This is a genomic window from Micromonospora sp. RV43, from assembly GCF_001029515.1.
GTDB classification, from domain to species: Bacteria; Actinomycetota; Actinomycetes; order Mycobacteriales; family Micromonosporaceae; genus Micromonospora; species Micromonospora aurantiaca.
On sequence record NZ_LEKG01000285.1, the window covers coordinates 1 to 5697 of the forward strand.

Annotated in this window: 6 protein-coding genes; 5 read left to right on the forward strand and 1 reads right to left on the reverse strand. The window is 74.7% G+C overall.

Annotated features, from left to right (window positions below; translation table 11 throughout):
• The first annotated feature begins 36 nt into the window (after positions 1-36).
• The 5 genes from ABD52_RS35945 to ABD52_RS35965 are packed head-to-tail and all read left to right on the forward strand — an operon-like array spanning position 37 to position 4253.
• Positions 37-1341 (forward strand): TrpB-like pyridoxal phosphate-dependent enzyme, encoded by a 1305-nt coding sequence (locus ABD52_RS35945; RefSeq protein ID WP_047894678.1) that lies wholly within the window; start codon positions 37-39, stop codon positions 1339-1341.
• 57 nt (positions 1342-1398) lie between these two features.
• Entirely contained in the window at positions 1399-2103 is a 705-nt protein-coding gene (locus ABD52_RS35950; protein WP_047894682.1) for a flavodoxin family protein, read from the forward strand.
• Positions 2093-2440 (forward strand): cupin domain-containing protein, encoded by a 348-nt coding sequence (locus ABD52_RS35955; protein WP_013477221.1) that lies wholly within the window; start codon positions 2093-2095, stop codon positions 2438-2440. Before ABD52_RS35950 ends, ABD52_RS35955 begins: the two co-directional genes overlap by 11 nt.
• Positions 2437-2793, forward strand: coding sequence for a chorismate mutase (locus ABD52_RS41620; RefSeq protein WP_047894679.1), 357 nt, complete (start codon positions 2437-2439; stop codon positions 2791-2793). The genes ABD52_RS35955 and ABD52_RS41620 overlap by 4 nt, the downstream gene beginning before the upstream one ends.
• Positions 2790-4253, forward strand: coding sequence for a UbiD family decarboxylase (locus ABD52_RS35965; protein WP_047894680.1), 1464 nt, complete (start codon positions 2790-2792; stop codon positions 4251-4253). The genes ABD52_RS41620 and ABD52_RS35965 overlap by 4 nt, the downstream gene beginning before the upstream one ends.
• On the opposite strand, the gene ABD52_RS35970 is transcribed toward ABD52_RS35965, so the two are convergent.
• Positions 4198-5697: PLP-dependent aminotransferase family protein (locus tag ABD52_RS35970; protein WP_082171457.1), on the reverse strand; the 1500-nt coding region annotated here is incomplete at its 5' end. The two genes, ABD52_RS35965 and ABD52_RS35970, sit on opposite strands and share 56 nt — an antisense overlap.

Consider the following 5697-nt stretch of genomic DNA (forward strand, 5'->3'; position numbering starts at 1 on the left):
TCCCTGACCCGCCCGACCCCTCACCGGAAGAGGCCCATGACCGCCACGAAGTTCGTCCTGCCCGAGAGTGACATCCCGACGACCTGGTACAACGTGGTTCCCGACCTGCCCAAGGGGCTGCCGCCGATGCTGCACCCCGGCACCCGGGAACCGATCACCCCGGCCGACCTGGCGCCGCTGTTCGCCTCCGAACTGATCGCGCAGGAGTTCTCCACCGAACGGGACGTGGACATCCCCGGCCCGGTGCTCGACATCTACCGGCAGTGGCGGCCCAGCCCGCTGATCCGGGCCCGCCGGCTGGAGCGCGACCTGGACACCCCGGCGCGGATCTACTTCAAGTACGAGGGGGTCAGCCCGGCCGGCAGCCACAAGCCGAACACGGCCGTCCCGCAGGCGTACTACAGCAAGCTCGACGGGGTGCGGCGGCTGACCACCGAGACCGGCGCCGGCCAGTGGGGCAGCTCGCTGTCGATGGCGTGCGCCTACTTCGACCTCGAGTGCGAGGTCTTCATGGTGCGGGTCAGCTACGACCAGAAGCCGTACCGGCGCGGCCTGATGGAGACGTTCGGCGCCTCGGTCACCGCCAGCCCCAGCGACCGTACCGAGGCCGGCCGGGCGGTGCTCGCCACCGACCCGGACTCCACCGGCAGCCTCGGCCTGGCCATCTCCGAGGCGGTGGAGGCCGCGCTGCACAGCGGCGGCGCCGCCCGGTACGCGCTCGGCTCGGTGCTGAACCTGGTGCTGATGCACCAGACGATCATCGGGCAGGAGGCGCTGGCGCAGATGGGGCTGGCCGGCGACTACCCGGACGTGGTGGTCGGCGCGGCCGGTGGTGGCTCGAACTTCGCCGGCCTGGCCCTGCCGTTCCTGCGCCGCCAGTTCGACGGCGGTCCCACCGTGCGGTTCCTGGCCGCCGAACCGGCGTCCTGCCCGTCGCTGACCCGGGGCAGCTACGACTACGACTTCGGCGACACCGCCGGGCTCACCCCGCTGGCCAAGATGCACACGCTCGGCCACGACTTCCGGCCGCCCGCGATCCACGCCGGTGGGCTGCGCTACCACGGCATGGCGCCGATCGTGAGCGCGCTGCGCGAGGTGGACCTGATCGAGGCGCGGGCCGTGCCGCAGACCGCCTGCTTCGAGGCGGGCGTGCGGTTCGCCCGCAGCGAGGGGATCGTGCCCGCGCCGGAGTCCAGCCACGCGGTGCGGGTCGCCGTGGACGAGGCGCTGCGCTGCCGGGAGACCGGCGAGGAGAAGGCGATCCTGTTCTCCCTGTCCGGGCACGGCCACTTCGACATGCAGGCGTACATCGACTACTTCGCCGGAAAGCTGACGGACTGACACCGGGCGGGACGCGGCGCGGTGCGGCGCCGCGTCCCGGCCGACGAGCTCTCGGGGGTGCGATTGCCCAGCGAAGCAGCCACCATCCTGGCCATCAACGGTTCCGAACGGGCGGGCGGCAACACCGACCTCGCGGTCGCGCACGCCGGACGCCTGATCGCCGAGCGCGGGGCCGTCCTGCGCACCATCCGGCTGCGCGAGCACCGGATCTCGCCGTGCAGCCCGTGCGGCGACTGCAACAGCCGTACGCTGCCGTGCACAGTGGACGACGACGTCCCCGCCCTGGTGGAGCAGATGGTCAGCGCCGACGGGCTGATCTACGCCGCGCCGGTGCACGGGTTCGGCGTGGCCCACCTGATGCAGATCTTCATCGAGCGGGCCGGGGTCGGCTATCTGCGCTTCACCCGCCCGCTGGCCGACAAGGTGGGCGGCATCATCGTCACCGGCCGCCGCTACAGCGACTCGTCGGTGCACAACCAGATCGTCAACAACCTGCTGCTCAACCGCATGATCCTGGTGGGCAGCGGCTTCCCGGTTCTGCTGCGCAACACCACCGGCACGCCCGGCCTGACCGACCCCGAGGGCGTCGACGCGCTGGAGCGCATGGTGCACCGGATGGTCGACATGGTGCAGCTGCTCAAGCGCCACCAGAGGGTCACCGGCGGCCCGGTGCTGCCCTGCCGGGACCGCAACGAACGCGTGCCGCGGCCCCGCCGCGCCGAATCCCTTCCGACCAGAGGAGACACCGAGAATGTCCACTGAGCAGGCGACCGTCCCGGTCGGCATCGACTTCCCCGCCACCGAGTGGGAGAAGTGGGACAAGCCCGGCGCCGAGGGCCGGGTCAAGATCGCGTACGTCGGGGGGCAGCGGCTGCGCCTGCTGGAGCTGCCCGCCGGGTTCGACGAGCACCACTGGTGCCTGCGCGGGCACACCGGCTACGTGCTGCGGGGCGAGTTCACCATCCACTTCCGGGACCGCTCGGTGCCCTGCCGCCCGGGCATGGGCTTCGTCATCCCGGACGACGAGGAGCACCGCTCGCAGGGCAGCGCGGACGAGCCCACCGTCGTGTTCGTGGTCGACCGGGTCGACCAGCCGTGAGCGACGCGCCCGGCGCCGGGACCGACGGCGCGGCCCGCATCACCGAGCTGCGGGCCGCCGTGGACCGGCTCGACCAGCGCATCGTCGAGTTGCTGGCGGTCCGTACCCGGGTGGTCCGGGAACTGACCGCGCACAAGTCCGACGAGGCGGCCGTGCAGTCACCGGACCGGGTCCGGCAGGTGCTCGACCGGGTCGCCGAGCTGGCCGGCCGGCACGGCATGCCGCCGGAGGTCGCGGTGGCCACGTACCGCACGCTGATCGAGGAGCTGACCCGGATGCAGATGGACATGCTGGCGGACCGCCGTGCCGCCGGGGCGGCGCCGGCCGCCCCGGCGGCGCCGGAGCGGCGATGACCGGCGGCCGGGCGCCGGTCGACCTGCGGCACGCGCTCGCCACGCTCGACCCGCTGCCCGGCGAACTGGTCCGCGTCGCCGAGGAGCTGCCCGCCCGCTACGGCGTCTCGGCGCACTACGCCCGCTGGGCCGGCGCGCCCGCCGCGCCGCCCACCGGCCCCGGCCCGGCGGTGCTGTTCGACCGGGTACGCCCCGCGCACGGCCCCACCCGGGCCGTGCTGATGGGCCTCTACGGCACCCGGCGCCGCGCCGCCGGACTGCTCGGAGTCACCCCGGCCGAGCTGCCGCACCGGCTGCTCGACGCGGTGGCCGCGCCCCGGCCGCCGGTGCCCGCCGCCGCCCCGGCGCGCTGGCCCCGGCACCGGCTGCCGCTGGACCTCACCGCGCTGCCGGTGCCGGTGCTCACCGACGAGGACGCCGGCCCCTACCTGACGCTCGGGGCGGTGCTCGCCACCGACCCGGACACCGGGGTACGCAACCTGTCCGTGCACCGGATGTGCGTCCAGGGCCCGGATACGCTGACCATCTGGATGGTCCCCGGCCGCGACCTGGAACTGGCCCACCAGGCCGCGTTGCGCCGGGGCGCGGCGCTGCCGGTGGCGATCCACCTCGGGCTCGGCCCGGCGGTGCTGTTGTCCTCCTGCTGCCCCACCTCGCTGGTGCCGCCGGACGTCGACGAGCTGGCGGTGGCCGGGGCGCTCGCCGGCCGGCCGGTCGAGCTGCTGCCCTGCGCCACTGTGGACGCCGAGTTCGTCGCGCACGCCGAGTACGTCATCGAGGGCGAACTGCTGGCCGAGCACGCGCCGGAGAGCCGGCACGGCGCGGTCGCCACCCCGGAGTTCCTCGGCTACCAGGGCCGCGCGCACCCGTCGCTGCCGCTGATCCGGGTCACCGCGATCACCGCGCGGGAGAGCCCGATCCTCCAGGCCGTCTCCGGCCCCGGGCACGAGCAGTCGGTGCTGCTCGGCTTCGGGATGGAGGCCGCGGTGCTGGACCTGCTGCGCCGCCGGGGCACGCCGGCGCTGGCCGTGCACTGCCACACCGCCGGCGGCGGCCAGCTCATGGTGGTGCTCCAGTGGCCGGCCAAGCGCGGCCCGGCCGACGACGACGCGGTACGGGACGCGGCGGAGGCGGTGCTGGACGGCTTCCGGATGGCCAAGCTGGTGCTCTGCGTGGACGAGGACGTCGACGCGGAGTCCGACCAGGACCTGTGGTGGGCCATGGTGACCCGGTTCCAGGCGGACCAGGATCTGCGGGTCCTGGCCGACCGGGAGGGCTTCCCGCTGGACCCGAGCCAGCACACCGGCTACTCCCGGTCGCTGTCCGCCGACGGGCGCACCGCGAAGGCGGTGTTCGACTGCACGGTGCCGTACGCCCAGCGGGACCGGTTCCGCCGGCCCCGGTTCACCGAGCCGTCGCTTCCCGTGCCGCGCCGGCCAGCAGCGCCACTCCCTCGCTGATCCGGGCGGTGGGCAGCGCCGCGTACCCGATCAGGAACGTCGGCTCCGGCGGCGGGTGGGTGACGTAGTAGCCGGAGGCGGGATAGACCCGGACGCCGCGCGCGGCGGCGGCGCGCACGATCGCCGCCTCGCCGGCGCCGGACGCGCCGCCGAGCGTGACCAGCACGTGCAGCCCGGCGGCGGCGCCGGACACGCGTACCCCGGCGCCGAAGTGCTCGTAGAGCGCCTCCAGCAGCCGGGCCCGCCGCTGCCGGTAGAGGCGGTCCATCCGGCCGATGTGCCGGGCGTACGCGCCGGAGTCGATGAACTCGGCGAGCGCCTCCTGGGTCAGCGTCGGGGTCAGCCGGTCGGTGATCCACTTGATGCCGAGGAACGGCCGGACCAGGTGCGGGGGCAGCACCGCGTAGCCGATGCGCAGCGACGGGAACAGCGTCTTGCTGAAGCTGCCCACGTACGCCACGTCCGCGCCCTGCGGGTCGGCCGCCAGCGACGGCAGCCGCTCGGCGGCGAAGGTGAACTCGTTGTGGTAGTCGTCCTCCAGCACCGTGACGGCGTGCTCGCGCGCCCAGCGCAGCAGCGCCCGCCGCCGCCGCTCGGACATGACGAACCCGGTCGGGAACTGGTGCGACGGCGTGACGTACACCAGCCGGACCCGGGCCGGGTCCAGGCCGTGGCCGCGTACCCGGTCCTCGATCTCGCCGACCCGCAGCCCCTCCTCGTCGACCGGCACCGGCACCACGGCGGCCCGGGAGTAGCCGAAGATCTGCCGCAGCACGGTGTGGCTGGGGTCCTCGATCACCACCACGTCGTCCGGGCCGACGAGCAGCCGGACCAGGATGTCCATGGCCTGGGTGGCGCCGCTGGTGACGATGGTGTGCTCGCGTGCGACGTCGAGCGCCCGGCTGCGCCGCAGCAGCGCGGCGATCTGGGCGCGCAGCGCCGGGGAGCCCTCGGCCGGTCCGTAGCCCAGCGCCACCGCGTCGGCGCGGCTCACCGCCGTGGCGAGCGACTGCCGCCAGCGCGCCACCGGGAAGCTCGCCAGCGCCGGGGTGCCGTGCCGGAAGTCGTACGCCCCGTCCGGCCGGTGCATGGGCGCCGGTTCCCACGGCCGCCACAGCGGGCTGCCGGCGTCGGTGGGCAGCGGCGGTTCCGGGCGCAGCGGGGTGCGGGCCGGCGGGTCGCGGTGCGGCAGGTCGGGCAGGGCGTCGCTGACCCGGGTGCCGGAGCCGCGCCGGGAGGTGAGGACGCCGTTGGCGCGCAGCAGCTCATACGCGCGGGTGACCACGGTGCGGGAGACGCCGAGCTGGTGGGCCAGTTCCCGGCTGGGCGGAACCGGGTCGCCGGGGCGCAGCCGGCCGGCGCGGACGGAGCCGCTTATCTGGTCGCAGAGCTGCTGCTGCAACGGCACCGGGCTGTCCCGGTCGAGCACCACGAGCAGCTGCGA